Origin of the sequence: Kitasatospora sp. GP30 (genome assembly GCF_029892145.1) — a bacterium.
GTDB lineage: Bacteria > Actinomycetota > Actinomycetes > Streptomycetales > Streptomycetaceae > Kitasatospora > Kitasatospora acidiphila.
In genome coordinates this window covers 538100-563231 of the sequence record NZ_JARZAH010000001.1, presented here as the reverse complement: position 1 = coordinate 563231, position 25132 = coordinate 538100, and the positions used below count along the sequence as shown (strand labels likewise).

At 70.6% G+C, this 25132-nt stretch carries 28 protein-coding genes and 1 tRNA gene; 6 read left to right on the top strand and 23 right to left on the bottom strand.

Going from position 1 to position 25132, the window contains the following annotated elements; all coding sequences use genetic code 11:
• The first annotated feature begins 103 nt into the window (after window positions 1-103).
• Together P3T35_RS02615 and P3T35_RS02610 are read left to right on the top strand one after the other, a co-directional pair.
• Window positions 104-177 (top strand) — tRNA-Thr (locus tag P3T35_RS02615).
• A gap of 139 nt (window positions 178-316) precedes the next feature.
• Complete coding sequence (locus P3T35_RS02610) at window positions 317-1357, top strand: restriction endonuclease (RefSeq protein ID WP_143676852.1); 1041 nt, start codon at window positions 317-319, stop codon at window positions 1355-1357.
• A gap of 115 nt (window positions 1358-1472) precedes the next feature.
• On the opposite strand, the gene P3T35_RS02605 is transcribed toward P3T35_RS02610, so the two are convergent.
• Entirely contained in the window at window positions 1473-2360 is an 888-nt protein-coding gene (locus tag P3T35_RS02605) for a hypothetical protein (RefSeq protein WP_101381192.1), read from the bottom strand.
• A gap of 87 nt (window positions 2361-2447) precedes the next feature.
• Between P3T35_RS02605 and P3T35_RS02600 the strand changes: the two genes are divergently transcribed.
• A complete protein-coding gene (locus tag P3T35_RS02600; RefSeq protein WP_101381191.1) occupies window positions 2448-2705 on the top strand; it encodes a hypothetical protein in 258 nt (85 codons plus the stop codon).
• Between the two features lie 141 nt (window positions 2706-2846).
• The gene (locus tag P3T35_RS02595) at window positions 2847-3275 is read left to right on the top strand and encodes a hypothetical protein (RefSeq protein WP_101381190.1); all 429 of its coding nucleotides are present in this window, start codon (window positions 2847-2849) and stop codon (window positions 3273-3275) included.
• A gap of 21 nt (window positions 3276-3296) precedes the next feature.
• On the opposite strand, the gene mobF is transcribed toward P3T35_RS02595, so the two are convergent.
• Window positions 3297-8324 (bottom strand): MobF family relaxase, encoded by a 5028-nt coding sequence (gene mobF / locus P3T35_RS02590; protein WP_143676851.1) that lies wholly within the window; start codon window positions 8322-8324, stop codon window positions 3297-3299.
• A 334-nt stretch (window positions 8325-8658) separates the two neighbouring features.
• On the opposite strand from mobF, the gene P3T35_RS02585 reads away from it, so the two are divergent.
• A complete protein-coding gene (locus tag P3T35_RS02585) occupies window positions 8659-9213 on the top strand; it encodes a hypothetical protein (RefSeq protein WP_101381188.1) in 555 nt (184 codons plus the stop codon).
• Window positions 9214-9322: 109 nt separating this feature from the next.
• On the opposite strand, the gene P3T35_RS02580 is transcribed toward P3T35_RS02585, so the two are convergent.
• From P3T35_RS02580 to P3T35_RS02500, 17 genes are all read right to left on the bottom strand, one after another.
• On the bottom strand, window positions 9323-10351 hold the full coding sequence (locus P3T35_RS02580; RefSeq protein WP_101381187.1) for a hypothetical protein: 1029 nt from the start codon (window positions 10349-10351) through the stop codon (window positions 9323-9325).
• 190 nt (window positions 10352-10541) lie between these two features.
• Complete coding sequence (locus P3T35_RS02575) at window positions 10542-11747, bottom strand: hypothetical protein (RefSeq protein ID WP_101381186.1); 1206 nt, start codon at window positions 11745-11747, stop codon at window positions 10542-10544.
• Window positions 11744-12592 carry a phosphoadenosine phosphosulfate reductase family protein gene (locus P3T35_RS02570; RefSeq protein WP_180356518.1) on the bottom strand — a complete coding sequence of 283 codons (849 nt, stop codon included), beginning with the start codon at window positions 12590-12592 and terminating at the stop codon, window positions 11744-11746. The genes P3T35_RS02575 and P3T35_RS02570 overlap by 4 nt, the downstream gene beginning before the upstream one ends.
• Window positions 12555-13727 (bottom strand): DUF2637 domain-containing protein, encoded by a 1173-nt coding sequence (locus P3T35_RS02565; protein WP_143676850.1) that lies wholly within the window; start codon window positions 13725-13727, stop codon window positions 12555-12557. Before P3T35_RS02565 ends, P3T35_RS02570 begins: the two co-directional genes overlap by 38 nt.
• A complete protein-coding gene (locus P3T35_RS02560) occupies window positions 13684-14163 on the bottom strand; it encodes a hypothetical protein (RefSeq protein ID WP_280704005.1) in 480 nt (159 codons plus the stop codon). The genes P3T35_RS02565 and P3T35_RS02560 overlap by 44 nt, the downstream gene beginning before the upstream one ends.
• Window positions 14164-14256: 93 nt before the next feature.
• The gene (locus P3T35_RS02555) at window positions 14257-14772 is read right to left on the bottom strand and encodes a hypothetical protein (protein ID WP_101381184.1); all 516 of its coding nucleotides are present in this window, start codon (window positions 14770-14772) and stop codon (window positions 14257-14259) included.
• A gap of 293 nt (window positions 14773-15065) precedes the next feature.
• Window positions 15066-15320, bottom strand: a complete 255-nt coding sequence (locus P3T35_RS02550) for a hypothetical protein (RefSeq protein WP_101381183.1) — start codon at window positions 15318-15320, stop codon at window positions 15066-15068.
• An 87-nt stretch (window positions 15321-15407) separates the two neighbouring features.
• The gene (locus P3T35_RS02545) at window positions 15408-16547 is read right to left on the bottom strand and encodes a DUF932 domain-containing protein (protein ID WP_101381182.1); all 1140 of its coding nucleotides are present in this window, start codon (window positions 16545-16547) and stop codon (window positions 15408-15410) included.
• Window positions 16548-16677: 130 nt separating this feature from the next.
• On the bottom strand, window positions 16678-17202 hold the full coding sequence (locus tag P3T35_RS02540; protein WP_101381181.1) for a hypothetical protein: 525 nt from the start codon (window positions 17200-17202) through the stop codon (window positions 16678-16680).
• Between the two features lie 69 nt (window positions 17203-17271).
• A complete protein-coding gene (locus P3T35_RS02535; protein WP_143676849.1) occupies window positions 17272-17727 on the bottom strand; it encodes a hypothetical protein in 456 nt (151 codons plus the stop codon).
• Window positions 17728-17819: 92 nt separating this feature from the next.
• Entirely contained in the window at window positions 17820-18128 is a 309-nt protein-coding gene (locus tag P3T35_RS02530) for a hypothetical protein (RefSeq protein ID WP_143676848.1), read from the bottom strand.
• 419 nt (window positions 18129-18547) lie between these two features.
• Window positions 18548-18826 (bottom strand): hypothetical protein, encoded by a 279-nt coding sequence (locus P3T35_RS02525; protein ID WP_101381178.1) that lies wholly within the window; start codon window positions 18824-18826, stop codon window positions 18548-18550.
• Between the two features lie 49 nt (window positions 18827-18875).
• Window positions 18876-19298, bottom strand: a complete 423-nt coding sequence (locus P3T35_RS02520; RefSeq protein ID WP_101381177.1) for a DUF2958 domain-containing protein — start codon at window positions 19296-19298, stop codon at window positions 18876-18878.
• A 433-nt stretch (window positions 19299-19731) separates the two neighbouring features.
• Complete coding sequence (locus P3T35_RS02515; RefSeq protein WP_101381175.1) at window positions 19732-20646, bottom strand: hypothetical protein; 915 nt, start codon at window positions 20644-20646, stop codon at window positions 19732-19734.
• Window positions 20647-20701: 55 nt separating this feature from the next.
• The gene (locus tag P3T35_RS02510) at window positions 20702-20977 is read right to left on the bottom strand and encodes a hypothetical protein (protein ID WP_101381174.1); all 276 of its coding nucleotides are present in this window, start codon (window positions 20975-20977) and stop codon (window positions 20702-20704) included.
• A gap of 70 nt (window positions 20978-21047) precedes the next feature.
• A complete protein-coding gene (gene ssb / locus P3T35_RS02505) occupies window positions 21048-21557 on the bottom strand; it encodes a single-stranded DNA-binding protein (RefSeq protein WP_180356516.1) in 510 nt (169 codons plus the stop codon).
• Between the two features lie 13 nt (window positions 21558-21570).
• Window positions 21571-21855 (bottom strand): hypothetical protein, encoded by a 285-nt coding sequence (locus P3T35_RS02500; protein WP_180356515.1) that lies wholly within the window; start codon window positions 21853-21855, stop codon window positions 21571-21573.
• 585 nt (window positions 21856-22440) lie between these two features.
• Between P3T35_RS02500 and P3T35_RS02495 the strand changes: the two genes are divergently transcribed.
• Complete coding sequence (locus P3T35_RS02495; RefSeq protein ID WP_180356514.1) at window positions 22441-22605, top strand: hypothetical protein; 165 nt, start codon at window positions 22441-22443, stop codon at window positions 22603-22605.
• Between the two features lie 152 nt (window positions 22606-22757).
• On the opposite strand, the gene P3T35_RS02490 is transcribed toward P3T35_RS02495, so the two are convergent.
• The 4 genes from P3T35_RS02490 to P3T35_RS02475 all read right to left on the bottom strand — a co-directional run bounded on the left by P3T35_RS02490 (window position 22758) and on the right by P3T35_RS02475 (window position 25089).
• Entirely contained in the window at window positions 22758-23444 is a 687-nt protein-coding gene (locus tag P3T35_RS02490; protein ID WP_101381172.1) for a Fic family protein, read from the bottom strand.
• A 2-nt stretch (window positions 23445-23446) separates the two neighbouring features.
• Entirely contained in the window at window positions 23447-23650 is a 204-nt protein-coding gene (locus tag P3T35_RS02485) for an antitoxin VbhA family protein (RefSeq protein WP_101381171.1), read from the bottom strand.
• 213 nt (window positions 23651-23863) lie between these two features.
• Entirely contained in the window at window positions 23864-24541 is a 678-nt protein-coding gene (locus P3T35_RS02480) for a hypothetical protein (protein WP_101381170.1), read from the bottom strand.
• Window positions 24538-25089, bottom strand: a complete 552-nt coding sequence (locus P3T35_RS02475) for a hypothetical protein (protein WP_101381169.1) — start codon at window positions 25087-25089, stop codon at window positions 24538-24540. Before P3T35_RS02475 ends, P3T35_RS02480 begins: the two co-directional genes overlap by 4 nt.
• Window positions 25090-25132 lie beyond the last annotated feature (43 nt).

Sequence of the window (25132 nt, the reverse complement as noted above, 5' to 3'; positions counted from 1 at the left end):
CCTGGTATCGCCCTGCTTAGGCACGACTGGGTGCTGGACGAAGCAGAACCGCTATCTGCTCCGCGACGGCGGGCGGTACAGTACGGTGAGTGTCACCAGGCCCGCCTCTGTAGCTCAGTTGGCCAGAGCACCTGTCTTGTAAACAGGTGGTCGTCGGTTCGATTCCGACCAGGGGCTCAACTGAGGTCCCGACCCGCTGGGTCGGGACCTCTTCCGTTTGGCCCGGGACAGCAGGCTTGCCGTGTCGGTGCCGCGCGGGCTGGGGGCACAGCGGACTCGCCACTGGTCTGTCAGCCGCCGTCTGTACCATTCGCCGGTGCTCATTCAGAACAACGTTCTCCCAGCTCAGCGCCGTAGAAGCGGCCCCATACTCCGGCCGGACTCGGTGCGGCCCGTCCGCTATCGCGACGCGGATCTGCGGGGGAGGATCGGCACCCTGGTCGGTCATGCCAGCGACGACACGCTGCTGGCGGGGTTCCTGTGGATCGCCGAGGGTCAGGCCGCCCGCGAGGCGCTCGACAGCATGGACTTGTGGAAAGAGTGGCTCGATTCGGCGATCCAGACCTGCATGGACTGGCTCGCCGACGACCGTCAACTCTCGGAGGTCGCCCAGTGCGTCGTGGAGGAGATTGATCGCCTGCGCAGAGCTGACGTGCGGGCGTACGCCGACGCACTGACGACGGTGCGCTCCGCGCAGGCTGCCGCTCAGCGCGCCTTCGAGGAGTTGCGCGACCAGTTCGGTGCCGCCCCCACCACGGAATTCGGCGCGGGAAGCGGCCGTGACTCGCCGGCCGAGCTCGTCTTCGCCGAGTGGGACCAGGCTGTACAAGCCGGTTGGGAGGCCGAGGCCCGCTGGCGCGTGAGCGAGCAGAAGTTCCGCCGACTGAAAGTGGTCGGGCGCCGACGCCATGCCTTCGCTGCCAGCCCCGACAGCTACCCCGCCGACGCCCTCGCTCAGCTCAACGGGACCACGATCGAGCAGCTGACAGCACAGCTTCTGGCTCGCGATGGACTGGCGGTCATCCGCGCGGCTGGCGGATCGGGCGACCAAGGCGCCGACGTAATCGCCGAGACGTCCGACGGACGCCGTCTCGTCTTCCAGTGCAAGTACCGCCAACGCGGGGCTGTCGGCCCCAAGATCATCTACGAGACCAACGGCACCGCCCGCCAGATCCACCGGGCCGACGTGGCAGTGGTGATCACCAATGCCGTGTTCTCGGCTCAGGCTGCCGCCGACGCCCGTAGCCAGGGCATCCACCTGATCGACGGACATGGGCTGCGCTGCTGGGCAACGTGGGGTGACAGCATCTATGACGTATTGGCCGTCCCCGCCCCAGAGGTACCGAGCCCGAGCTGACCACGGAACCCCGGCAGAGCGGAGCGCGGGCAGCCGTTGTCCGCAGCCAGCGTCGTCCCGAGTGCGCTGACCTGGTTTCCACTCGATTCTGCGGCACGGGGACGCTTCTGCGGCCCTATCGACTCAACCAGTCCGGCGGCTGATCGGGGTCCAACACCATCTGTTGGTCCGGTGCATCTTCCAGACGGCCGCGCAGGCTGACGCCAGGCATGTCGCGGAAGTGCACCACGAGGTCGCAGTACTGCGCCGCGCTGAAGGGGGAACGTCGTCGTACGTATGGCGTGTCGAAGACGTAGCCACCCCCAGCAGGCTCAGGGTCGAGGATGACGGTCAGCTCGGGAACCCGGGTCAGGGCTACCGCTCCCGTGAGGGGCACCTTATGAATGTCCTTGAGCCGGTCCAGCTGAGCTCGCAGATCGCCTTCACCCCGGGTGTCGAGCGCCTGTAGCTCGGCCGCGTCCACCAGGCGAAGAGCGACGTGCACCAGCGCCTCCTGCTCGTCTGCCGTGACCGGTCGGAGTTTGCCGCCACCGCTGTCAGTCCCGACAAGGGCGTCCGAGCTGTCCACCCACACGCGCTGGTGCACCATGCTGTGACGCGTGAGGGCGGTGCCGTCGTAGGTGAGCGCTACGGCCTTCCAGACCTCGGCCGGCAGGAACCCCGGTTGTCCGACGAGATTCCGGGCCAAATCCCGCTTGTCGTCGATCCTGAATCCACGTTTCGCCTTCGGCTTCTCGCCGGCCTGGACGAACGCCTCCTCGTGGAAGAGATCGAGGATCTTCCAGGCGATCCCGAAGAGCAGGGGGCGGATGCGGAGAAGTGCGACACAGCCCTCGGGTGTCATTGACGCATCGTGGGCCGACACGAAGGCGTGAGCTCGGTCGGCGGCCACATCGAGTGTGCCGCGTGAGTCACCGGTGGCCGTGGCGGGCATGAGTGGCATGGCGCGAAGCAGCGTGTCCCGTTCAAGAGCGATGTCCGTCACGAAGTCTGTCCACGGCATACCCGTCACGCTAGGCGTCCTCGGCGGGGCGGGCGCGCTGGAAAGTCTCAGCGTGCGCGGTCCAGTCACTGAGTGCACCGTCGAGGTATGGGTGTACTGGTGCTGCTGGAGGTCGTTAAGGGGTTCGACCCTGACGAAACGGACCCCTCCTTCGTCCGGTCGGTCCACGCCGCCGCGAGCGACCCTGACGTGCCGGAAGACCCGTTGCCTGCAACGCTCTGCGGAATCTCCACCGATCCCTTGGTGCACTCGCACTACCGGGCCGGGTACGGGGAGCCGTGGTACCCAGCGGAGCTGGAGGACCGACGGTGCCGGGAATGCGAAAGGGCGCTGAAACGGATGTGATGCAACTGCTGGGGCTGGGTGGCTTGTCCGGCCGCCCAGGTGGGCGAGCCGAAGTGCGGTTAGAACCCAGTTGGCGGCACTTTCGGGCGACAACCCGTGTGCCTCGCACGAGCCGGAGAATCCGCACGCGACAGTTGTGCCATGGGAACCGACCCGTTGGACCGGATGGTCCGTCGCCTCAATCTCACCGACGCGCTGCAAGCGCACTTCGGGCCCTGCCGCGAGTGGCCCATCCAGATCAAGGCGGCCTACGCGCAACTCGACCAGCTGAGGAACCTGATCGGCGATGAGCGGTACGCGGAGCTGATCAACTGCGCCGAAGAAGGCATCGAGAAGTGGGCAAGGTTCAACCGCCGAGAGGTCCAGATCCAATACATCGGGCTGGCTCTGTTCAAGCAGCATGAGGACGAGAGCCCGGAGCTCAAGGTCGCTTGGGCCATCCTGTACGGCCTCCATGTACTCCTCGACCGACCCGAGTTCGAAAGGCTGGTCGCTGCTGCCTCTGCGGCACTTGCAGCAGACGCCGACGACAGACGAGATGCGGAGAACGATCTCACCCTTGCAGGCTAGGGCCGCCCAGGCCACAGAACCTCAACGGATGCGCGGGCTCTGCTGGTCCTGACGGGTCTGCGGCGGAAGCGGCTGGACCGCCGGTTGTAGGGCGGCCGGGCGCTGGGCCGGGGCCTGGTTCTGGCGCTGGTCGGCGGGCTCGATCCGGCGGGTCGGCGCAGTCCGAGCGGCGCGTGTGGGCTGTCCGCCGCGCTGCTGGAGCTGTTCGCGGTGAGCCTGGCGCTCGGCCTGGCGGCCGGCTCGGCGGCGCTCGGCGAGGGTGGGCTGGTGCCGTTCCTCGGCCTGCGGCTGCTGGGGCTGGGTGGCCTCGGCGGTGAGCTGGCGGCGCTCGGCGAGCACCGTGCTGACCTGGTCCGCGAGGTGCTGCTGGGACAGCGCGGCGTCGTCCAGACGCGGGAGGCTGGCGAGCCAGGTGGCTCCGGTCCGGGTGGCGACGGTGCGCACGATCTCGGCCTGGTCTGCCTCGGGCAGGGCCCGGTAGACGTCGGCGGCGAGCTGGCGGCGGGCCTGCTGGTCAGGGTTCACGGTGGTGACCGCCGGGGCGGCTGGCGCGGTGGCGATGCGCCGGGCGGTGACGGCGGCTTCGGCGGCCTGCCAGTAGGCGAGGTGACCGGTGCGGCCTTCCTCGATGTAGGGGCCGGCGGGCTGGGCAGCCTTGTCGTCGGTGACCTTGTACTGGTCTCGGTAGGCGGCGACGACGGCGAGCTGGTGCTGCCACTGGGCGCGCTGGGTGGGGTCCTGCGGGGCTTCGCCGAGGGTCTGGCTCCACTCCGGGCGGTTTTCCGCCGCGCGTTCGGCGAGCACCGTCAAGCGGTTGGCGATCAGCGCGGCGCTGTCGGTGAGGTACTCGTGGTGGAGTGGGTTGGCCGCGGTGGAGCGCGGTACGGCGCTGATCCAGGCCGGGAGGTCGGCCTTGCCGGAGGCGGCGCGGGTGTGGGCGAGTGCCTGCTGCTGGGCGAGTTGGAGCAGTTCGGGCAGCGCGGTGCGGCCAGTCACCTCGGAGAGGGCGGTCTCCGCGGTATTGCCGGTGTTCTCGATGGTCTTGAGGGTCCAGGCGAGGGTGCGCCACAGCTCGGTCTCGGCGCGGTCGCTCCCCTGGGCGGTGGTGGCCGGGGCGTTGGTGGCGAGGTGGCGGCCGATGCGCCAGGCGAGGACCTGGCTGAGGCTGTCGGCGCCGGTGAGCGGGCGGCTCTCGGCCACCTGCCGCAGCAGGGCGGCGGGTTCGTGGCCGGCGTTCTCGGCGCGGCGCAGGGCGGCGGTGAGGGCGGGCCAGGTGTTCTCGTTGCGGGCTCGGGTGGCGTGTTCGTCGCCGAGGACATCGGCAGCGAGGGCCTGGTGGCGCAGGGCGGCAGGGGTGTTCTGGTGGGCTTCGGGGGTGCCGTCGGTGGCCAGGGTGGTGCGGGCGGCGCGGGTCAGGGCGGTGACCGGGTCGCTGGCGTTGGTGGCCTGGGTGGCGGCGGTGGTGAGCAGGGCGGTGGTGTCGCGGCCGGTGCGTTCGGCAGCGGCCAGGGCTCCGGCGAGGTGGGGCCACTGCGGGTGGGCGGTGACCTTGTCGGTGGTGGTGCTGAGTGCGGTGGCGGCGGCGGTGGCGTAGCGGTTGAGGGTGTCGGTGGAGACGTGCGGGTGCGCGTCGGGGGCCTGGGCGGCGGCGGGTGCCACGTGCAGGGCGGCCGGTTCGGTGGTCGCGGTCTCGGGGTCGAAGCGGTGGGCGGGCAGGTTGGTGAGCTGTGCGACGAGGGTGGCGTAGCGGGTGGTGTCCGCGGTGGTGGGGGCGTTGAGGTGGGCGGGGGCGGGGCGGTCTTCGGTGATGGTGTTCAGGCGCCAGGCGAGGGCCTGGGCCGGGGAGTCGGCGGCGTGCAGGTCGCCGCGCCAGGTGGCGGCGGCCAGCAGTCGCTCGGGCTGCCAGCCGTCGGCTTCGGCGCCTCGCAGGGCGCGGGCGACGGCGGTGAAGGCTTCGTCGGCGGTGATCTGCTCGGCGAGGGCGGGGCCGAGCAGTCGGTGGACGAGCTGCTGGTAGTAGGGGGTGGTCAGGGTCTCGGTGGCGTGCTGGTGGCGGGGCGCCAGGGTGGCCAGGGAGACGGCGTCCTCCTGGGAGTTGCGGATGGTGTCGGTGGCGGAGAGCTGGGCGCCCTCGCGGTTCAGCACGCGCTCCAGCACCTCGCGGGCGGCGAAGGTGTCGGGGTCGTGCTTGGTCTGGTCGAGCTGGTCGTCGTTGTCGAACGGCAGCAGGTCGTGGGTGGCGGTGTAGATGGTGGTCTTGTGGCGGGCGCGGGTGAGCTGGACGTACAGGTCTTCGCGGCTCATGTCCTCGGTGACCAGCGGGTGGGCGGTGTCCACGGTGCCGCCCTGGGAGCGCATGACGGTGGAGGCGTACAGCAGCTGGACGTGGGCGGTGACGTACTCGGCGGGCAGGGTGAGGCGGCCTCGGTGGCCCATGTGGCGGACCTTGAGTGAGCCGTCCTGGTGGCGCTTGAGGACCTGCCAGGCGTCGCCGTTCTTGACGAAGTCGCGTCCGCGGGCGGTGGTGAGCTTGCGGTTGTTCTCGCGGGTGACGATCCAGTCGCCCTTGCCCGCGCGGTTGCCGTCGCGCAGCAGGACGCCGTCGGCCTCGACCTGTCGGGCGGCCACGCGCTCATCGCGGGCGCGGGCCGACAGGGCGGTGACGTCGGCTGCGGAGGCGGCGCTGATCAGCGTGGTCTTGCCCGCGAGCATGTCGGCCTTCCAGCCCTCGTAGGCGGCCTCGATCATGGCGGTGCGGGAGCCGCCGACGACCCGGTTGTTGGCGAGGTAGAAGTCCAGGCCGCTGCCGTCGCCCACGCGGATCTTGAGCGTGGCGTCGGCCTCGGCCTTGTTGCTGAACCGGTGGAGCTGGGTGAGCTCGACGGCGCCGGCTTCGGCGGCGATCAGGCGCAGCGCGCCGCCGGATTCGACGGAGCTGAGCTGACGGTAGTCGCCGAGCAGGCGCACGGTCGCGCCGCGGTCGGCGGCGATCCGGGTGAGGTTGTCCAGGTTGAAGGTGCCCGCCATACCGGCCTCGTCCACCAGGACGACGTCACCGGGACGCAGGGCGAATGAAGCCCGGTTGGCGGGCACGTTCTGGCCGCTCTGGAGCTGGGCGGCGTACTTGCCGCCCATGTACTCCCAGAGGAACTTGTGGAGGTTCTCGGCGGGCTGGTTGAGGTCGTTGGCGAGGACGGCGGCGGCTGCGGCGGAGGTGGCGAGCGGGACCACGCGCTGGCCGGCTTGGGCGGCGACGTGGACGTACGCGTGCATCGCGGTGGTCTTGCCGGAGCCGGCCGGGCCGAGGCCGACGGCGAGCAGGCGGTTGTCGGTGGCGAACGCCGTGACGAGAGCGCGCTGGCCCTCGTCCAGGGGGCGGCCCTGGGCCTCGAAGCCGTCGATGGCGGCGCCGACGAAACCGCTGGACAGCCCGGCGGTGGTGGGGGTGGTGGCGGCGGTGACGAGCCGGTTCTCGGCGTCGATGATGTCGCGGCTGGTGTACCGGGCGGAGGCGTGCTGGACGAACACGCTGTCGCCGTTGGAGCGGCGCAGTTCCTCGGGTTCGGTCAGCAGTGCGGGGGCGTCGACGCGGATGCTGTGGACCGGGGAGGCGGCTTCGGTGACGATCGCCTCGACCAGCGCCTGCTGCTCGGCGGCGTCGGTGGTGGGGTGCTCGGAGCGGGCCAGGCGCTCGGCGTGGGCGCGCAGGTTCCACACCGTCCACACCGCCCGCTCTTCGGCGACAGCGGTGATCACGGCAGCGGCCAGGGTCGGGATCTCGACCGGCTTCTGCTCACCGTCCTCGGCGGTAGTGAGGGCACTTCCGGCGGCGGGGACGGCCGCCATGACGCGCTCGATGATGTCCTCGCCGTGGGCGGCGGTGACGGTCTCGGTCCAGTCGGCGCGCATCTCCTGAAGGGAGCGGGCGGCCTTCTTCCCCTCGCGGGTATCGAGGTTGGCCTGGCGGGCGAGCTGGTGGGTCATGCCCCGGGAGGGGTCGTGCCCGTGGTCGCGGCGGTACTCGCGCAGCAGCTGCTCGTAGCGGGCTTCGATCTCGGTCCGGCGTGCACTGAAGTGGGTGATCGCCTCGATGGGGATGCCGACGATCTCGCGCACCGGCTGCCGCTTGGTGACGGCGTCCTCGCGGGCCTCGAAGGTGACGCCCAGGCGCGCGGACAGCTCGGTCTCGAAGCGGGAGTTGTAGAACTCGGAGGCCGCCACGGTCATGGAGTAGAGGGCGCGGGCGTCCAGCGAGCGCCACTTCCCGTCGGTGCCCTGGATCTTGTTGGAGATGGCGACGTGGGTGTGGAGGTTGGGGTCGCCGGCCCGGGAGTCGAAGTGGTCGAAGGCCACCGCGATCAGGCCCTTGGTCTCGATCTGGGCCTGTCCGGTGCTGCCGGTGCGGGTGAACGCGGCGTGCTCTTCGAGCATCGCGAACGCGGCGTCGCGGGCGGCCTCGTGGGCCTCGCGCACGGCGGCGCGGACTTCCTCGCGCTCGTCCAGCGCCCACAGCACGGCTGCGGACTTCACCGGGGCGAAGACGGCATCGAAGCCCGCGACCGCGGCCCGCTGGCGGGTGGACTCCTCGCGCTGGATCTTCTTGATCTCGGCCCGGGTGGGCTCGCGGTGGGCCTGCTTCTCGATGACGGCCAGGCGCTTCTCGACGCGCTCGGCGAAGGGGTCGAGGGCCTTGTACTCGGGGAAGGCGCGGCCCAGGGTCGCAGCCTTGATCGCGGCTGCGCGGGTGGCCTTGAGCTGCTTGTCGTTCATGTCGGCGCGCACGTTGGCGGCCAGGTGCTCGGCGATGATCCGCTCGGCCTCGGGGTGCTGTCCCAGGCCGTACAGCAGCCTCATCTGCTCCTCGGTGACGGTGGCGCCGTCGAGTCCGAGAAGGGGCGCACCCCGCCCGAGCCAGATGCCCGGCGGGTTGCCCTTCTGGGTGTAGTACTCGGCCGCCGACTGTCCCCGCTGACGCTGTACGTCGCCGCCCGCGACCTGGCGCGTCAGGTAGGTGTAGCCGGTGCCGGAGGTCAGCTTGTGGATGGTCATCAACGCGACCACCCCCAGCTTTCCCGAACCTGGATAAGGCTAGGTGCGACAGCTATTCGAGCCGCCGATTCACCTGCCCCATCAAATGCCATGCGAGCACTTTAGCCCCGCGCAGCGGACCATGCTCAGAATATCTGCAAGAGGTGTCTGGATCGCTTGTCCTGGCTGGCATATTGCCAGGTCAGAGGCACTCTCATGGCGCGCTCAGTGATTTCTGTCTCGATATTTCTCTCTACGCTTCTCGATGTTTATCAATGTCTCTCATCGCAGGTTTTCGAGGGCTTGTCACCTGGGGTTTTCGGGTTATTGTTCAGGCATGAGTGGACGAATTTCGATGTCGCGGGCCGCTGCGGTCCGGGCGGCACAGGATGCGAAGGCGCGGCGGGACGCGGAGCGTCTCCGCCGCGAGAAGAAGGTGGAGTCGGCGTTGGCCGACTTCTACGAGCAGAGGGGGCGTGCTGAGCTGCTCCGGTCGGCCGCGAGCGTTCGGGCGGCGAAGATCGTGGCGGACGCTGAGGCCGCTGCACAGGAGCCGGAACGGCAGGCACGTGCAGCTGTCGCGGCGCTTCAGGATCTCGGCGAGACTCGCGATCAGATCGCGGAGCTGACGGGCCTGGCCCTGGCGGAGGTGAGGGCGGCTCTGGCGGAGGCCGCAGCCGTCGGTTCCGGGCAGCCGGTGGCGGACTGCGGTGACTCGGTTCCGGCGGAGTCGCCGGGTGAGGTGGCTGGGTCCCGCGAGGCTGAGGCGGGCGAGCAGACTCGCGTGGTGGACGACGCGCCCGAGTCGCCGGCGCGCAGTGCCGCGGCGCCGACCGAACGGCCGCGTGAGACCGCGGGTTCGCCTGCCTCAGCTCATGTCACCTCGGAGCCGTCGGCGCCGACCACGTGAGGCTGGAATCCGGCTGGCGCTCTCAGCGGCGGCCGGCGTGTTCAGAGCTGCCAAAGCGCCGCCATCTCAACTCCGAGGTGGCGGCGCTTTCGTCGTGGTGGGACTGCGGCTACTTGCTGCGCGTGGTTGCGGGGCGGTTCCAGAAGGTGTCGAAGACCTTGGGGTCGTAGCGCTTGCCGTCCTCGGTGTCGATCGGGGGCGGTACCGGCCGGTCGGGGTCGGCGGCATCCTCAGCGCGGCCAAGGCGGTGGGTGATGGCGCTGACGGTGACCTTGTAGTAGGCGGCCAGCTCGGTGACGGAGCGCAGGGGGCCGGCGAGCCACACGCGGTGTTCCACGGTGCCGTTGGGGTCGTAGCCGCACTCGCGGAGCCTGGCGTTCTGCTCAGCGGTGGGCTTGCCGGTGGCGGGGAGGTAGCCGAGGTCAACGAGGACCGCTCGCTGGTCGTCGTTGAGCGGTCCGCTCTTGGGCAGGTAGCCGAGTTCCCAGAGCGCGGGCAGGAGCGCCTCCGCGGGCCACACCCTGGCCCGGCCGACCTTGCCGCTGCTGAGCTCGGCGATCTCGGGGCGGCGGACCAGTGACTTGACGGCTTCCTTGCCCTTGCCGGTCAGCTTCTCGATGGCGGCGGTGGTGAGCACCTCGACCACCGGCACGGCGGCAGGAGCTTCGACCGGAGCGGACGGCTCGACGGTGCCGCGCGGGCCGGAGCGCCCGGCTCGTTCGCTCAGCCACACCTTCACGTCGCCCCACCGGCGGGTGCCGAGGGAGTCGGCGGCGGGAAAGGGCCTGCGGCTGTTCTTGTAGAGCGAGGGGTACGCGCTGAGACTGTTGCGCTTGATGCCGGTGCGGTTCGAGATCTCGGCCATGGTGACCCGGTCGTCGTCGTCGCCCGGCAGTTCCGAGACGTCGATACGGGCGGCCTGGTTGTCCTTCATCCACGTGGCGCAGGCGTCGCGCGGGAACCTCTGCTCGCCGTTCGCCCCGGGGGTGCCGGCGTCCGGCCAGTCCGGGAGCTTGGTGAGGCGACGGACGGTGGCCTCGGACAGCCCGGTGACGCTGACGATGTCGGCAACGCTGAGGATGTCGGTCGGAGCGGCGGCCAGGCGCTCCGCGAGCGTCGGGGCCGGAGCGGGGGGCATCGGTGGTCTCCTTCGGGTGAGGCCGGAGGGAGTGGCTGCCTCCCCATTCCGACATGGACTAATCTACCTGCGCGAGATGGCCGTCTTTCGGGACCGGTTCTTTCGTGGGAGGGGGCCGGCGGCTTGCCCAGCCGATCCATCGAGGTCGGCACGGTTTCGACCGTGCTGCCGGTCCCCGACTTCCATATGGTCAGGCCGCGAGCGTGACCGTGCCCAGGTGGTTGGGGGCGATCTGGTGGTGCAGCCGATCCCACCAGGAACCGAACGCCGGGCGTTCCTTGGGCTGGACTCCGGCCGGAGCGAGGGCGAGGGCCATCTCGATCGCGGGGTATCCGCCGGTGCGGGGGATGATCTCGGCCCGGGTGACACCGTGCTCGTCGGTGGCAGCGCGCCCGTGCGCCAGCGTGTTGAGGATGAACCGGGCGTCGTCGTGGTGGCCGGTGAACTCGGTGCGCACGCTGCGCCAGGCCGCGCCCTTGGCTGTGGGGTCGTTGCGGCGGGGGTGGATGATCCTGCGGACCTCGTAGACGCTCCACCGCTGGCGTCGAAGGTGCTGCTCGAACTCGGCGAGGACCTCGGTCAGCCCGTGGGTTCGGGCGAGGTCCTGGGCAGAGACGGTGCCGTACAGCTTGGAGCGCGGGTTGAGCGCGAGAGCGGTGAACTCCAGCGCCAGGGCCTGGGCGCCGACGGCGGGCTCGGCCCGCCAGCGCTCGATGAGGTCCGCGCGTCCGCGGCGGCCGGCGGAGAACGGGCAGTATCCGCACGCGCTTCTCGACCACCGCTCGCCGAACTGGTCGAGCAGGTACTGGTCGCACCGGTGGCGGTCCCAGCCCCAGTCGTCAATCAGCGGGTACTCGGGCAGGCGGCCGGTCGCGGTGAAGCCCTCGTCGCGTTCGGCCCGTCTCACCTCCTCTGCGGCGAAGCCGAGGACGTGCCGGAACGGCTGGCCGCTGAACTCGTCGGCCAGCCACCCGTCGAGCACCTCGCCTTTCGCTCGCCAGCTGCACAGCCTGCGCTTGGCCGCGATCTGCGGCACGGTGCCGCTGGCGCGCAGTTCGTCGGAGAGCCGCCACGGTCCCCGCATGATCAGCTTCTTGGGGTCGCGGGAGTCGTCCAGCACGGTGTGACCGCCCTGCTGGCTGGTGCGGCCGACTTGGACGAAGCGCGTGCCGGTGCGGCGCAGCAGGGGGAGCAGGTGGTCCTCGTTGAGTCGCCGGGTGACGTCCGGTTCGTCGCCGGTCATCGCGGTGAGGACGGTCAGCCGGGACAGCGGGAAGTTCCGGCTGGCCGGCTCGGTGAGCCAGCGGGTCAGTATGGACGCGCTGTCCAGGCCCATGCCGTAGCTCATCACGATGGGAAGCTCGGCGTCCGGGCGTACGGGGTTGCTGTGGATCATGCTGCGCAGCCCTCCGTACGGTGCGGCCCTGTACGGGCTCCGGGTCCGCATGGCCGCAGGGCCCGTACGGGGTCGTCGTCCGTACGCTCGGCGGCTTCGATGATCTGTGCCATCGAGAGGTCGCGGCGGAAGGGCTGTCCGATCTCGTCCTCGACCAGGGCGTAGTCGAGTGCGGTGTCCAGTGCCATCCGTGCGGCGGTGATGAGGTGGGCGCGTCCGGCGAACGGGCACAGGCGGCAGCTCAGGCGGGGTAGGTGCTGGTAGGCGGGGTGTGGGGGGATGCCGCTGGCCCGTACGGTCTTCCACACGTCGTCGGTGCTGAGTTGGTGGATGGGCAGCCAGGTGGTGATCTGGCGTCGGCCGGAGCTGGCCCCGCGGTCCACGGCGACGGCGGGGCGCCGCCGCCGAACGGGGCTCTCGGCGGCGCGCAGGCCGAGTGCGGTGACGATGTGCGCGGGCCGGCCAGGGATGGCGAGTCGGTTGGTCAGCTCGGTGTAGAACTTCCTGGCCACGTCGCGCTTCAGGTACGAGCGGCAGAACGGGGTACTCGGACCGGGCCAACGGCCGCGGGTCCGAACCAGGTCGAGCAGGCCGCCGCGTTCACGGCGGCGGACCTCGAAGGGCAGTCCGTAGGCGGCGGCCTGCTCGGCGGCGAGGGCCGGGACGCCGTCCCACTCGGCGTCGCCGAGGTCCAGGTGCAGCACGACGGTGCGCTCCAGCATCTCCTCGGTGGCTGTGGCGGCCCAGAGGTGGAGGCTCGCGGCGCTGTCCTTGCCGCCGCTGTTGTTCCACACGTAGGCGTCGGCGTTACGCAGCTGCGGCGGTATGTGGAGGGTGGTGCTCACGTGCGGGTTCCTCGTACGGGTTGGGTGCGGGCTGGGCGTTGGGCGGTACGGGCTGGTCGTCGTCGGGGTCGCGGGGTGTGTGGATCGCGGTGAGGTTGGGCTGGGTGCCCGCACGGTCGGCGGGCGGTTCGGCTGCGGCGGGGTCGGGACGGCGGCAGAGCGTGCGGGCCTCGGATACGCGCTTCTCGCACCACGACCGGCTGTAGCCGGTCGTACGTTGCAGCTCGGGGTAGTCGGGGGCCCAGGCGGGGTCTGCGCGCATCTCGGCGAGCAGCTCGGTCAAGACGCGCGCCCGGCTGGGCCGGTCCTGCGGGGACGGGAGCTCAGCCGGCTCAGCCGGCTCGTCCTGCTCGTCCTCCTCGTCCTCGGGTTCGGCTCCCTGGTCGGCAGGATCGGCGTCGGGCCCCGCGCCGCCTTCGGCGTCAGGTTCGCTCTCGGGCTCGGGCTCGACTGGTTCGGTATCGTCGTCCGACTCGGTGACGAGGGCTTCGACTTCCGCGGTGCCGAGTTGTGGGTATTCGTGCTCAGGGTCCGCGCCGGGAGGCTCGGGCACCGCGTTGGACGGGGAGGCTGGGCGGCTCTCGATGATGCCGGCTGCCGCGCCGAAGGCGAGGCTGGGCCAGGCGGCCATGACATATCCCCAGGGTGTGGATTGTGCGACGGCGAGGTTGGCAGCGAGGCTCATGACGATGCCGAGGGCCAGGACGCAACGCGGCCAGAGGTCGGGCTGGCGGTATCGCCTACGTCGACGGATCTCGGAGACGGAGCCGAGGGCCATCAGCTCGACGCTGACCGCGATGGCGAAGGCGACCCAGCCGGTCTGGCCGGCCCGGGTGGAGGTCTGCACAACGTGGGTGAAGCTCACTGCGAAGGCGGCTATGCCGAGGACGCCGACCACAAGGTTGGCCGTGACGGCGTCAGCGTCGCGGGGCTGGCGGGAGCGTGGTGGCGGTGTCGCCGTCGCGGTCCCGCGCGGGGGTGATGTGCTGAGGTTGGTCGCGGACGGGGTCACGTGATCTCTCGGGTTCGTGGGAGGTGCGGCCCGGTTGCCCTCCGGGCCGTACCTGATCGTGAGTCGGGGTGGTGCCCAGTCAGTGGGCGGTGCGCAGGTGGCGGCGGCGCTCCTCGTCCACATGGCCCTTGCCAGAGCTCTTGATCGACCACCCGCCGCAGGTGCACACGGCCTCGGAGTACGCGCGGCCGGAACACCCCTCAGCGAGGGGCCTGCCGCTGCTGGTGTGCTTGTGCTCGGGCGGGCACGGGGTGCCGTCGCCGTGGTGGTCGGTGCGGGGCGCGATGAACCGGGGTGCATGGGTGGCCTTCGGCCGCCGAGCGCGGAGGGGCCCCGGCATACCGCTGTTGCCAGTGCGACTGATCGCTTCCTGCTCGGTGTCCCACTCCGCTTCGGTCTGGGCGTCGCCGACCACCAGGGGCTCGGCGTGGTCGAACCAGGTCTCCCAGTCGCCCGTGACGATGCGCTCGGCCTCGGCCTGTGCCGCCTCGCGGGTGGGGGCCAGAACGGGCACCAAGTGCACGGTGATGACGTCGATGGGAACGAGGTACTTCGGCATGCTGCTGTCTCCTGCGGCGCTCGGGGTTGGGGGCCTGGTGTCTGACTGGGCCTCGGCACGGTCCGGAGGGTGTCCGGGCCGCACCGGGGCGGGTCAGTGCTCGGCGCCGCCGGCCAGGTGCTCCCAGTGGCTGCCGTTCCAGAACTGGGTCGCGGCGCCCGGGGTGAGCGGTAGTCCGAGGACTTCGCGCACACGCCGGCGGTCGTCCAGGTTGGTGGGCATCGTGATGGTGCCGCTGATGGTGGTGGCGCCGTCCGGGGCGACTTCACGCAGCAGGGTGCGGCCGTGGAGCGCCTGTGCGCGCAGCGAACGGCTGATGTTGAACTCCTCGATCAGCAGGTCCAGCAGCAGGGAGAGGCTGACCGGCTGACGGTCCAGACGGCAGGCGTCGGCGAACTGGGCGAAGTCGGCTGGCGGAAAGTCCCCGTGGGGCACGAACTCGGTGGCGTCTCCGTCGCCGTAGTTCTCGGCGGCGCCGATCGTGCGGCCTTCGAGGCTGAGGGTGGCCTGGAACGGGGTTCCCCGGCGAAGCTTCAGTTCCCGGCAGCTGGTGACCTCGTAGCGGGGCTGGTCGGGGGTCTGGAGCCCGGTGTGGGGCAGGGTGTGCACGGGTGGATCTCCTGGTGGTGCGTGAAGGGGTGCGGGTGGGCAGCGGCGGAGCGGCGCGCGGGTCTGGGCCGTGGTGCGGGGTCGATCCCCGCGGCTCGGCGCTCCCGGGCGGCGGGCCGCCCGCCTGGGGGCCGGTAGGGCCGGCGGCCGGTGCGGCGGCTCACTGCTGCGGTGGGAGAGCGGCGGGCGGGGTGTGGCCGTGGTGCGGGGTCGATCCCCGCAGCTCGGCGCTCCCGACCGGCGGGCCGCCCAGCTTCGCACTGGGCGGCCGGTGGTTCGGCTCGCTGGGCTGGTCAGAACGGCTGCGGCGTGAGTTCGGTGATGACCTTCTCGATGCCGATGGTGGTCTTCTGGAGCTGGTCGCGGGCCTCGGCCGCGCGGTCGTCGCACAACGCGAAGTAGCGGACTTCGTCATACGGTTCGACGGGGAAGCCCTCGCGGCAGGGGTCGTAACTGGGCAGGGCCGCGCTGAGCTTGTCCTCCCAGTTCTCTTCGAAGGTTGTGACCTCGGCGACGAGATCGCGCAGGCGGTCAGCGATGGTGTTCATGGTGGGGGTCTCCCGGGATCGCGGTGGGGTGGGCGGCTGGTCGGTGCCGGGGCCGCTGCCCGGCCACGGGGCCGGGCAGCGGGGCGGTCACAGGGAGGCGGCCAGCTCCATCGCGCGGATGCCGAGCGATTCCAGTTCGGCGGCTTCGTCAGCGTCGGGGAGGGTCTGGGCAACGGAGGTGACGGCGTGCATGACGCCTCCGGCAGACAGGTCCGCGCCCTGGATGAAGTGGGCGAAGATGTCGCGACGGCGGTCCTCGGTGAACTTCAGCTTCTGGCTCACGTTGGTGATCGTGGCTTCGGGGTCGGTGATCCGGGTGGTCGACTTCTCCTCGATAGACCGCAGGTGCCGGGTGATGTAGTTGCGGTCAAGGAAGCATCGGACCGCGTCGGCGGTCTGGGAGGTGACGAGCTCAAGCGTGCGGGTCTGGGTCTGGTCGCTCCACTGGATTACCCCGTCGTCCTGGCGCCCGCCGACGTGGACCGACTTCATGGCGTCCCGGGTGATCGTCATACCGTTGTTGCAGACCTGGACGACCAGTCGGGGCACGATGCGGAACGCACCGCAGCCGGTCTCACTGTTGCTGATCTCGAATCCGGCGAAGACGGTCGGGTTGTCCGCGCCGGTCGCGCCGTTGAACGGGCTGCGGTAGTTGCGCAGCAACTCGGGTGCGTAGGCACGGATTTCGTCGGCGACTACCCGGACGTACATCTTGCGGTCGGTCAGGTCGCAGCTGTCGATCCGGACGGCCACCCCGGCACTGGTGATGCCTTCGAGCGCGGCGGTGAGCACGTCGAGGTTGTCGATGATCCGGTATCCGTTGCTGAGGAAGGCTCGGGCGACGTTGCCGTCCTCGCCGTTGCCGGGGCGCAGGGTGCGGACCATGAACGACTTGTCGGTGCGCCGGGCAAGCCAGCCGTTGACGTTGCTGTCCCAGAGCTCGGGGGCCTCAATGCGGGTCTTGCGCAGGTAGCCGGTCGGGATGCCGAGCTTCTCGGCCAGCCCGGCCTCGGCAACGCCGGTCGGCCGGAAGGCGCCCGGCGTGCTGGTGACCCCGTCGGGGGTCAGCTCGTGCTCGGTGTCGTCGATCACCAGGCGGCCACCCTCGGCGCGAATGCCGGAAGCCGGGGCGACCACGTCGAGCTTGCGCTTCTGCTCGTCCCGCAGGACGTCGGCGATCTCGCGCAGGCCAGCATGTCGGGTCGGGGTCGTCAGGGAGATGGTCAAGGTGATTCCCTTCGCAGTGTCTTCCGTGGGTGCTGGCCGGGGTTGCCCTCCCCGACCAACAAGACCAATGATATATCAATAAGGGTTTTACGTCAACTCTCTGGAGATGGGTCACCCCAGAGAACAACGGTCAGCCCTTCATCGCCGCAAGCTCGGACATCTCGCGGAAGTGGGACACGGTGACCAGGTCCGCCCAGCGGTGGGCGCTGGCGGCGGACGCTGCGGCGCGTGCCGACCAGTGGGCCCCGGCGGTCACCCCGGGGCGAATCGGGAGGTCCGGGCTGATCACGTAGTGGCTTCCGGACAGGTAGATGTCATGCCATATCGAGCCCATGGTGTGGAGCGCAGCGACGAACGACCAGCGAAGCTGGGCCTGCATGGTGAGCGTGCGGTCCGCGAGCCCTGCACTGACCTCGGCGTGACCTGCGGCCAGGAAGGCGTCAAGCGCGACCAGCGCGCGGCACGCGCAGCCCCAGTCACCCACAGCCAGGGACTGGACGGCAGGGAGGGCGGCCAGCTCCCTGGGAGCGACCTCGCGGACCGCTTCGGCAGCGCGGTCGAACCGCGTGCCGACGTCCGCCAGGACGGACAGGACCCGTCGAGAGCGGGCGGGCTGGTCGCAGGTGAGGACATGCTGAACGTCGATGATCTTCAAGTGAATTCCTTGCGGTTGCGAGATGGCGGGCGGGACCGGCCCGGCGGGGCCGCCGGGCCGGTCGGCGAGTCAGCGGGGCAGGCCGGCGGTCCGCAGCAGGCCCGCGAAGCTGCGGGCGACGGCAGCAGGGGCGTCACGGTCGCGCGTCCACGTCGGCGCACCCTGGCAGCGGCTCTGAGCAGCGGGTTCGGCGTAGATCGGCCCGTGATACAGGGCGTAGTCCTCGCCGGGGGCGGGGATGCGCAGCTCCCAGGTGCCGAGCTCGCTGCACATGATCTGGACCGCCCACGTCCGGGCTTCGTGGACGATCACGATCAGCCGGGGCGCGCGGGGGATGCCGAGATCGGTGAGCCGGTGGTCGAGATCGAGTGCGACGGCCAGGCGGTCGGCGTAGGGGAGTTCGGCGACCGCCTCGGGAGTGAGCCAGCACCAAGCGCATCCGGGCCCGTCGCCGTGGCCGCACTCGGCCCGCTTGTCGTCGTTGATCTCCTGGAGGCGGGCCATGTCGAGAGTCGGCGTAGTCATTGAGCGCCTTCCATTCGGGTTCTTCGCGGGTGGCGGCCGGGGTTGCCCTCCCCGACCAACAAGACCAATGATATATCAATAAGGGTTTTAAGTCAATCAATGGCCACCCTGCACCCGTCGTAACCGAGCGCGACTCTCGCGGCAACATCCTCGGGACGCACGGAAGTTGCGGGGAACTGGGCGGCCTGGGCTTCGCGCGAGACCCCCCAGTGCGCCATGAGTTCCAGCCACTCGGGGCGAGCGGCGCCACACGAGATCAGCTCGACGATCTCGGCCAGCCGAGCGTCAATCTCCAATGCAACCGGACAGCGATCCTCCCGTCGCACATTTCCAACGAAATCGACACCGGACGCGAAGACGATGCAGCCGCATCCCAGCCAGTTCCATCCGCGAGGGAGCATGGGGACCTCCAGTGGTATTCGTGGGCCAGGCCGCGGGTTGCCCTCCCGCCGACCTGATGACATCAGTCTATATCAAAGGGGGTTTATAGGCAAGTCTATAGGCAGCACTCCCCCACTCGGGAAAGCCGACTGACTGACCGTCAGTTCTCGGGGCCTACCTCCCCCGTCCCCCTCATAGTCGCCCGGGGTCCGGGGCAAAGAGGCCGCCCGGGTCAAGGGCCGGCCGAAGGCCGGTGGCGCAGCCACGCGCAGCGCCCTTGAGGCGGGCGGCCGGCCCCGGAGAATGAGGGCGCGAGGGGGCCGGGGGAACCGCGCAGCGGGGCGCCCGAAAAAGAGACAGCCGCGCCGAAGGCGCGCCCGCTCCCCCCCGCCGCCCCCGGCGGCGGCACCACCACCACCGCCACCGGGAACACCACCCGTCAGAGCGCTTCGGCCTCGGCGAGTCGCTCGTAGGCGGCTTCCTCGCGGTAGCGGCAGTAAGCCGAGTGGGTTAGCGCCTCCCGGTCGCCGGGAACCTTGAGGCCGTCGGCGAGGTGGAGCAGCGAGGTGATCACGTCGCGGATGATCACCGCCGCGCCCTCCGGCTCGGCGGGCTCCGCCTGGCAGCTGCCCGGCGCGAAGGAGAGGAAGGCGTGGACCGCCACCAGGGCAGCGTCGGCGCACTCGTCGACGGTGCGCGCGGGAACAAGGGTTGTCACGTGGATCTCCGTGATCGCTCGACTGGCTTCGGAAGTTGGGGAGCGTGAGCTACTCGGCCAGAGCGGGGATACTGGCGGCGGACGTGGGGGTGAAGTGGAGATCACGCTCCACGATGATCGGGATCGCCACCTCGCCCGGACGTACCGACGGCGTTAGACAGAGCTCCTCCAGCTCGACCAGATGGATGTAACCCCATTCACCAGTGGGATAGTTGACCCGCGCCCACCCGAACGCGAGCCCGGTGGACGGGTCCACCTCGGCGATGTACCAGTCCGAGCCGCCGGTGAAGTAGTGGATGTGGCAGATCTTGTCCTCGAACGGCTGGCCGTCGGTCGCGTACAGCTCGGGGATCTTGGCGAGTTCGGCGAACGGCGGATAGAACTCGTGGCCTCGGACGTGGCGGTTCTGCTCGGGCATCGCGCCCCACGACCAGGTGCCGGGTTCGATATTCGTGCTGTTCAGGTCGGTCACGTGCTGCCTCTCGACGCGGTATTCGTGGGCCAGGCGGCGGGTTGCCCTCCCGCCGACCCGATGACATCAGTCTATATCAAAGGGGGTTTATAGGCAAGTCTATAGGCAGCACTCCCCCACTCGGGAAGGCTGACTGACTGACCGTCAGTTCTCGGGGCCTACCTCCCCCGTCCCCCTCATAGTCGCCCGGGGTCCGGGGCAAAGAGGCCGCCCGGGTCAAGGGCCGGCCGAAGGCCGGTGGCGCAGCCACGCGCAGCGCCCTTGAGGCGGGCGGCCGGCCCCGGAGAATGAGGGCGCGAGGGGGCCGGGGGAACCGCGCAGCGGGGCGCCCGAAAAAGAGACAGCCGCGCCGAAGGCGCGCCCGCTCCCCCCGCCGCCCCCGGCGGCGGCACCACCACCGGGCCCTCGCTCCGGTGATGGCGGCCGGGTGACGTCAGGCTGCGGCCGGAGCCGCCTCCTCTTCTGCGGGTATCTCCACGGTGAGCGACGGATGGGTGACGGCGATTCGCCGCAGGCGGCTGCGGGCGTCGGCGCGGGCGGTCCGGCTGGGCGAGTCGCGGGCGGCCTGGCCGAGGTACTCGGTGAAGGCGGCGAGCGCTGCCGTGGTGCGCAGGGTGATCCGGCGGGGCTGGAAGACGGCTGCCGGGTCGCCGAGACGGCGGGCGGCCGACCATGCCCGGTAGACCTCTTGGTCGCCGGGGGTGAGTGGCTGGTGCCCGGCGAGTCGCCCGCTGAGCCAGTCAGCCAGGTAACCGCCGACCTCAACGCTCGCGGTGGGGCTGGCCTCGGGCGCATGCAGCCGGGCCCATCGGTCGAGTTGGGTTTCCAGCGCGGACAGCCGTCTGACGGCGGGGCGCAGGTGGTCGGCTTCGCGGGTGATCATCGAGAGTCGGTCGGGGGCGACGGATCGCAGGTAGCGGGCGTGCTGGGTGTGACGCTGGGGGTCGGCCCGGTGGTTGGTGATGATCGTTTGTCCGACGTCGCGAGCGCGGAAGCGGACCGCCTCGGTGGCGAGTTCGTAGGTGTTTCGGTGGAGCTGATTCCAGGGGTCGCGGTGTCCGGTCGTGCCGGGGGGCGGGATGGTGATGCCGTCGTAGATCCACGAGTTGTGGACGGCGAGGCGATCGGTGTAGGCGCTGGGGCTCTCGGTCAGGTCGTAGCGGCCGGAGGTGAGGCGCAGTCGGGTGTAGGCGTCGGGGTCGTCGCGCTCGCCGGGGGCGGCCTCGGGGTGCAGGGTGATGGTGCCGGTCACGTGCGGAGCGCGGACGGTGTAGTAGGTGTGGCCGGTCTGCCCGTACTCGACTTCGTAGCGCAGGAGCAGGCGGGAGGCGGTGTGAGTGGTGATCAAGGGTTCTCCGGGTGGCCGGCTGGGCTCGGGTGGCCCGGCCGGCTCGGGGTCGCGGTCAGCGGCGGGCGGCGGGCGCGATTGGCAGGACGGGCGGGATGCCGTGCTGCTCGGCAACCTTGTTGATCAGCGTCGGCAGGCGCAGCACGACGGTCTGGAGCCACAGCAGTCCGCCGACGACCGCGAGCAGGAGATAGACGGTCAGCAGCTGGTCTCGGACAGCGCACGTCGCCCCGATGGCCGTGAGGGCGAGGACGGCGGCGAACAGTGCGCGCTGGATCGTGTTGATGGTGGCGGTGAGACCGGCCTTGGGGGGCGTCGGCGCGTCGCTCACGGTTGGACCTTTCATTGATGGGGGTTCGGCGGGAGCCGGGCGGGGTGCGGTCGCACCCCGCCCGGGTGGATCATCCTGCCGTGGCCGGGATCGACCAGGCGTTCACGGCGGGCGGGGTGGTCGGCATGGGCGGCCACTGCTGCGCGGGTGCTGCGGCCTGGGCGGGCGGCGACCACGGCTGAGCGGGCGCCTCGGTTGGCTGGGTGGCGGCGCGGCCAACGGGCTTGGCGATCGTGGCCGAAGCGAACCGGAGGGTGGGGCCGACCTCGTCGATCAGCAGCTCGGTGTAGACGCGGCGGGGTCCGTCGGTCGGCTGGTGGACGCGCTGCTTGAGTGCGCCGGAGGCGATCACCCGCGTGCCCTTGGAGAGGGAAGCTGCGATGTGCTCGGCGTACTGTCGCCACGCGACGCACGGCATGTAGAGGGTGTCACCGTCGCGCCAGCGCCGGTTCGCGGCGTCGTAGGTCTTCTCGTTCGCGATGACGGTGAAGTTGACCACCGGCGCGCCGCTGTCCGTGTACTTGAGCACGGGGTCGTCCGCGAGGTTGCCCGTGATGGTGATCTTGGTCTCGCCTGCCATGTTGCTTCTCCTCTTAGCGCTCGATGTGGGCGCCGCCGCGCGGGCCCAGGGCGATCCGGACATCAGGACCGCCGTCGAACGGCCCACCCGCACCGGCCATCTCTTCCGCATCGGCGAGCATGCACTCGTCGGTGATCGCGTAGAGGTCGGCCCAGGACTGCTCATTGCAGCCGCTGTAGGGGTCACGCGCCCGGGTCCGCAGCCGATCTGCCGCCTGGCGGATCGACGTGACGGCCTCGGGGCCGGTGCTGCTGGAGAAGGGAGTGGTGAAGTACGCGATGTAGCGGGGGTTCGCCATGTCCGCCTCCGGTGTGCCGTGGTCTCCGTTCGCCGGTCGGGGGTGCCATCCCCTCCCAACAAGAACAATACTATAGCATCTGGGGTTTATAGGCAAGTCTGTAGGCAGCACTCCCTCACTCGGGAAGGCTGACTGACTGACCGTCAGTTCTCGGGGCCTACCTCCCCCGTCCCCCTCATAGTCGCCCGGGGTCCGGGGCAAAGAGGCCGCCCGGGTCAAGGGCCGGCCGAAGGCCGGTGGCGCAGCCACGCGCAGCGCCCTTGAGGCGGGCGGCCGGCCCCGGAGAATGAGGGCGCGAGGGGGCCGGGGGAACCGCGCAGCGGGGCGCCCGAAAAAGAGACAGCCGCGCCGAAGGCGCGCCCGCTTCCCCGCCGCCCCCGGCGGCGGCACCACCACCCAAACCCCAATGTAAGATCCAGAGTTGGGCGCACAGTGCGAACGGGCCCCAGCGCAGTCCGAAGAGGGAAACCTCTTCCTGCGCTGGGACTCGTTCGCACTGGCAGTCCTTGGTGAGACCACTTCTACGGGTGGTCGGGCTGAGGCTGCCTGCCGTCGGTTCGATCGCCAGATAGGCCATCGAACGTCGTGGACTGGAATGCCGTAACCCTGTTCCTGCTGGCCACCTTCGGCACCATCAGCTTGGTGACCACGCAGCTGATCACGTTGGCTAAGCAACTACCCGAGCTGGTGGACGCGCTCCGGAAGCTCCGCGAGTCCTTCAGAGGCGGCGGCAGTGGTGGCACTGCGTGATGTTGCACGGTGGGGCCTGCCGTCCCCTACCCTGGAGGTCCGCTGCTCCTCCGTTCGCGGGGGTGCCGTGGTCTCTGGCCGGTGGATACGTGCCAACGCCCCTTGGGGTACCCGCTCGCGGGTGTGTCCACCGGCCTTCTGCGTGTCTGCGGTCAGGGGCGGATGGTCGGCCGGCTGATCGGCTGGACCGACCGCGGGGGCTGGATCAGCGGTGCTGGCGTCTGCACCGTGGGCCTGACGGCCGAATTCGTCGGCTGGGCAGGCTGCTGCTCGGTGAGGTCGGCCAGCATGGCGCGCAGCGGTCCGGCGTTGCCGTTGAACGAGGCGATCGACGCGAGGGTGTTGCGGTCGGGGTCGAGCCGGGTCCAGTCGATCGGGTGACCGGCGTCGGCCGCGAGCTGGCCGAGGAACGCGCGCTGAGTGCGGCCGTTGCCTTCGCGGAACGGATGCAGGGCGTTGACGTCGCCGTAGAGGTCGGCGAGGCCGGTGAGGAAGGTGTCGCGGTCAAGGCCGCGGAGGTGGTTCTGGCGCCGGGCGAGGCGGCCGAAGGTGTCGGCGGCGAAGTCCGGGATCATCCGGACGAGGCAGAACCGCGTGTTGTCCTTGGCGATTTCGATGGACCGGGTCTGTCCGGCCCACGGGTAGATGCTGCCGAAGATCTCGCGGTGGAACGCCTGGAGGTGGGCGAGGTCGTAGCTGCCGGGGATCGGCTTCTCGGCGAGCCGGGTGAGCCTGGCTGCGGTGATGTCGGCTTCGGCGGCGGCCAGGGCCTGGGGGTCGGCGATCCCGAGCCGGTTGCGCAGGACTCCGCTCGCCGGGTCAGCGTAGGGGTCGGCCATGGTCAGTCGGCCGGCTGCTGGTCGTCCGGAACCCGGTGGCGGGCCTCGGCGCGAGCCACGAGTTCGTCGGCGGAGATCCGGCCGGCGACGTAGGCCGCGGCGTCATCGTCGTAGGACGCGGTGGTGCTGAGGCCCTCGGCTCGCACGGAGGCGGCTGCGGAGGTGGCCGCTCGGCGGCGGTCCTCGGGGGCGGTCGGGTCGTGCATCGTCGGTGCTCCTCGGTTCGCGCCTGGCGGCGCGGTCGTTCACATCAGCTTACGTGGCGCGCGGTGGCGAGCGCCCTGTGCTCGGGGCCGGCGGTGCGCACGGCCAGGCGGGCGCGGCAGGTGGTCGGCCCGCTCGGCGGTCGCGGGCGCGGGGGAGGGGGCTCGATGCCCCCTCCCCCGCGGTGCCGCGCGCCGCCCGGGCGGGCGGCAGGATCAGGCAGCGAGCAGCTGGTGCCGGTCCACCGGATCGGCCAGCGGCGTGACGCTGGCCAACGTACTACGGGCGCCAATGAGCGCAGCCTGTGCGGCGGCCCGGCCACGTTCACGGCTCAGCTTCTCCTGAAGCGCCGCCGCCTCGCGCTCCAGCTCCCGGATGGCCTCTTGGTGGTGGCGGTGTCGCGCGGGGGCATGCTCCTGATCGTGGGCCCGGCGGAGTTCGGCTGACCAAGGCCGGGACAGCATGTGCCGGGTAATCGTGTAGACGATGGCGGCGGTCCTGCGCCGCGTGCCCTCGGGCGCCTCGGGTGCATAGGTGCCGCCGTTATCACGCCGGACCCCCAGCCACCAGTGGCTGGTGGGCTTCATCGCTTCGGCGTGGAAGTTGGCCCGGTCGGCGAGTTGGACGCCGAAGACGGTCGGCGCATCCTCGAATTGGTGGCTGAACGGACTCCGTTCGGGCTTGCCGTACGTGATCTCCATGGCGTCCTCGTCGCAGCAGTCATGGTGGTAGTGGCCTGACTGCCACCCCACCGTGATGGTGCCCTTCAGCTCGGCGAGCCGGTACAGGGCGGCTCCCTGCTCCCAGTCCAGCGTGATCGTGGCGTGCATGCGGTAGCCGCCCGGGGTGGTGAGGGTGACGTACTGCGGGGCGGTCGGTCGGTTGTCGCTCACGCCGCCGCCTTCGTGATCGCCGGAACCGCGATGTCCTCGAAGTGGGGCAGGGCTCCGGCGGCGAGGTCCTCGACGGCGGGCAGGTTGCTCCACTGCGCGGCGGCGTGCTTGTAGGCGGTGGCCCAGAGGTTGAGCTGGCTGGTGAATGCGGGCAGGTCGGTGACGACGGTCAGCAGGCCGCCGAGGATGACGCGCAGCTGCGGCGCGCCGGTCGGGCTGGCCTTGCCGGTGAGCGCGTCCACCGCCGCCGGTCGCACGGGGCTGTCCAGGCGGACGTGCCCCGACACCTGGCCTTCGGGCTCCGGGATCATCCCGGCCTCGACACCCGCGAACAGGGCGGCGGCTCGGTCAGCGGCGGCGGACCACGCGGTGTACGCCTCGTAGACGGGCTGCGGGTGAGCGATCCGGACGCGGGCGGAAGGCATGGTCAGCAGGATCGTCCGGGCGATCAGGACGGCGTGGGCCTCGTGGCGGCCAGCGAGGTGAACGGCGAGGTCGGTCCGGACGGTGGGCGGTCGGTGGTCAGTGGTCGCGAGGTACAGGTGCACGCGGAACTCCCGGTCTGGGTGACGTGGTCGTGAGGCCGGGGGT

Bases quoted from the DNA above. Each gene is read 5' to 3' on its own strand.
- P3T35_RS02560 (WP_280704005.1), bottom strand. From the start codon at position 14,163: ATGCCGAAGTACCTCGTTCCCATCGACGTCATCACCGTGCACTTGGTG.
- ssb (WP_180356516.1), bottom strand. From the start codon at position 21,557: ATGGCAGGCGAGACCAAGATCACCATCACGGGCAACCTCGCGGACGAC.
- P3T35_RS02600 (WP_101381191.1), top strand. From the start codon at position 2,448: ATGGGTGTACTGGTGCTGCTGGAGGTCGTTAAGGGGTTCGACCCTGAC.
- P3T35_RS02550 (WP_101381183.1), bottom strand. From the start codon at position 15,320: ATGAACACCATCGCTGACCGCCTGCGCGATCTCGTCGCCGAGGTCACA.
- P3T35_RS02595 (WP_101381190.1), top strand. From the start codon at position 2,847: ATGGGAACCGACCCGTTGGACCGGATGGTCCGTCGCCTCAATCTCACC.
- P3T35_RS02535 (WP_143676849.1), bottom strand. From the start codon at position 17,727: ATGACTACGCCGACTCTCGACATGGCCCGCCTCCAGGAGATCAACGAC.
- P3T35_RS02490 (WP_101381172.1), bottom strand. From the start codon at position 23,444: ATGGCCGACCCCTACGCTGACCCGGCGAGCGGAGTCCTGCGCAACCGG.
- P3T35_RS02575 (WP_101381186.1), bottom strand. From the start codon at position 11,747: ATGATCCACAGCAACCCCGTACGCCCGGACGCCGAGCTTCCCATCGTG.
- P3T35_RS02565 (WP_143676850.1), bottom strand. From the start codon at position 13,727: ATGTGGACGAGGAGCGCCGCCGCCACCTGCGCACCGCCCACTGACTGG.
- P3T35_RS02485 (WP_101381171.1), bottom strand. From the start codon at position 23,650: ATGCACGACCCGACCGCCCCCGAGGACCGCCGCCGAGCGGCCACCTCC.
- P3T35_RS02605 (WP_101381192.1), bottom strand. From the start codon at position 2,360: ATGCCGTGGACAGACTTCGTGACGGACATCGCTCTTGAACGGGACACG.
- P3T35_RS02530 (WP_143676848.1), bottom strand. From the start codon at position 18,128: ATGCTCCCTCGCGGATGGAACTGGCTGGGATGCGGCTGCATCGTCTTC.
- P3T35_RS02585 (WP_101381188.1), top strand. From the start codon at position 8,659: ATGTCGCGGGCCGCTGCGGTCCGGGCGGCACAGGATGCGAAGGCGCGG.
- mobF (WP_143676851.1), bottom strand. From the start codon at position 8,324: ATGACCATCCACAAGCTGACCTCCGGCACCGGCTACACCTACCTGACG.
- P3T35_RS02580 (WP_101381187.1), bottom strand. From the start codon at position 10,351: ATGCCCCCCGCTCCGGCCCCGACGCTCGCGGAGCGCCTGGCCGCCGCT.
- P3T35_RS02500 (WP_180356515.1), bottom strand. From the start codon at position 21,855: ATGGCGAACCCCCGCTACATCGCGTACTTCACCACTCCCTTCTCCAGC.